Here is a 1871-nt window from a genome sequence, read left to right as displayed (position 1 = left end):
GTCGGCACCCTCGACCTCGGCCAGTCGGCGTCGGGTCTGCTGCAGGTCGGTGGTGACCCGCTTGAGGTACTCACGGAGCTTGTCTTCGTTTGCCATCGCGGGCCATCCCCCTGGGGGTCGCGGGTCTGAAGAGAGCAGACCCATCGGACTACACAGGACTGTCCGCGTACGTACTTAGATCGCCCTATCAGGGCTCTAAATCGCCTGCTCGGAGAGGGGAAACCGGGCGCTGACGGGCGCGGGTAAGGGTGAATTTAGAGTCCGTCCCTAGGTTCCCGGCATGACCGAAGACGGCGTTCCGGGCGCACCGGCATTCCCCATGCCCCGTACCTGCCCGTTCTCCCCACCACGCGAGTACGCCGAGCTGCGGGCCGCCCGGCCGCTGTCCCGGGTGACCCTCCAGGACGGCAACACGGCGTGGCTGGCCACCAGCCACGAGTACGTCCGCACGCTGCTCGGCCACCCCGCCACCAGTGCCAACCGGGCCCACCCCGGTTTCCCGGCGACCGTCGCCAACGTGCAGGCCTTCGCGCAGAAGGGCTTCCTGCTCTCGATGGACCAGCCGGAGCACTCGCTGCACCGGCGGATGGTGGCCGCGGAGTTCACCGTGCACCGGATCCGGCAGCTGCGGCCGCGCATCCAGCAGATCGTCGACGACCGGATCGACGCGCTGCTGGCGATCGGGACCCGCCCGGTGGACCTGGTACGGGAGCTGGCCCTGCCGGTCCCCTCCCTGGTCATCTGCGAGCTGCTCGGCGTCCCGTACGGCTCCCGCGAGGTCTTCCAGGGGCACACGGAGGTGTTGCTGGCCCGGGTCAGCACCCCGCAGCAGCGGCAGGAGTCGTTCGGTGCGCTCCGCGCCTTCCTCGGTGACCTGGTCAGCAGCAAGGACGGCGATCCGGACGACGACCTGCTGGGTCGCCTGTCGGTGAAGTACCGGGCGGCGGACTGCTACGACCACGAGCTGCTCACCGGGTTCGCGATGCTGCTGCTGCTCGCCGGGCACGAGACCACCGCGAGCATGATCTCCCTCGGCCTGCTCGCGCTGCTGCGTGACGAGCGGCTCGCGACGCAGCTGACCGACGATCCCACCCTGACCCCGAACGCCGTCGAGGAGCTGCTGCGTTACTTCAGCATCGTCGACTACCCCACCGCCCGGGTCGCCCTGGCCGACATCGACCTCGGCGCGGACCGGGTACGCGCCGGTGAGGGCTTCGTCGCCTCCGCCGCCGCCGCCAACCACGACGGCGACGTCTTCGCCGACCCGGGCACCATCGACTTCCGGCGCGGCGTCCGCGGCCACGTCGCCTTCGGTTACGGCGTACACCAGTGCCTCGGGCAGAACCTGGCCCGTGCCGAGCTCGAGATCGTCTACGACACGGTGCTGGCCCGGCTGCCCGCCATGAAGCTGCTGACCTCCCCCGAGGAGCAGCCGTTCAAGGAGGCCACCGTCTACGGCCTGCACTCCCTGGAGGTGACCTGGTGAGTTTCCTGCGCCTGACCGTGGACGAGGAGCAGTGCTGCTGCTCGGGCCAGTGTGTGCTCGCCGCCCCCGACCTGTTCGACCAGCGCGAGGAGGACGGCATCGCCGTGGTGCTGGTCGCCGAGCCGACGGCGGACCGGTACGAGGAGGCCCGGACCGCCGCCCGGCACTGCCCGAGCAACGCCATCTCCGTGCACGAGCGGGACTGATTCCCGCTTCGCTCGACAGCCCGCCCACCGGGCGCGTGGGCCGGGTTCCCGCATCCCTGGCACCCGGAAAGGCCTGTCCCGTGTCGAACTCCGAAGACAAGTTCCGTGAGTACCTCAAGCGCGCCACCGTCGATCTGCGGCAGACCCGCGCCCGCCTCGCCGAGGTGGAGGAGCAGGAT

4 protein-coding genes are annotated in these 1871 nt (G+C 70.1%); 3 read left to right on the top strand and 1 reads right to left on the bottom strand.

Annotated features, from left to right (window positions below):
- The coding region (locus JQN83_RS34420; protein WP_357936072.1) for a polyketide synthase docking domain-containing protein at positions 1-96 on the bottom strand (96 nt) is incomplete at its 3' end.
- 184 nt (positions 97-280) lie between these two features.
- On the opposite strand from JQN83_RS34420, the gene JQN83_RS32565 reads away from it, so the two are divergent.
- From JQN83_RS32565 to JQN83_RS34415, 3 genes are all read left to right on the top strand, one after another.
- Positions 281-1486 carry a cytochrome P450 gene (locus tag JQN83_RS32565; protein ID WP_208570990.1) on the top strand — a complete coding sequence of 402 codons (1206 nt, stop codon included), beginning with the start codon at positions 281-283 and terminating at the stop codon, positions 1484-1486.
- The gene (locus JQN83_RS32560) at positions 1483-1692 is read left to right on the top strand and encodes a ferredoxin (RefSeq protein ID WP_307800024.1); all 210 of its coding nucleotides are present in this window, start codon (positions 1483-1485) and stop codon (positions 1690-1692) included. The genes JQN83_RS32565 and JQN83_RS32560 overlap by 4 nt, the downstream gene beginning before the upstream one ends.
- Positions 1693-1727: 35 nt before the next feature.
- Positions 1728-1871, top strand: a 144-nt coding sequence (locus tag JQN83_RS34415; protein WP_372444198.1) for a polyketide synthase docking domain-containing protein, incomplete at its 3' end; no start/stop codon positions are given.

It is taken from the genome of Micromonospora antibiotica, from assembly GCF_017599305.1.
Taxonomy (GTDB): Bacteria; Actinomycetota; Actinomycetes; order Mycobacteriales; family Micromonosporaceae; genus Micromonospora; species Micromonospora antibiotica.
This window is presented reverse-complemented; position numbering and strand designations above follow the sequence as displayed.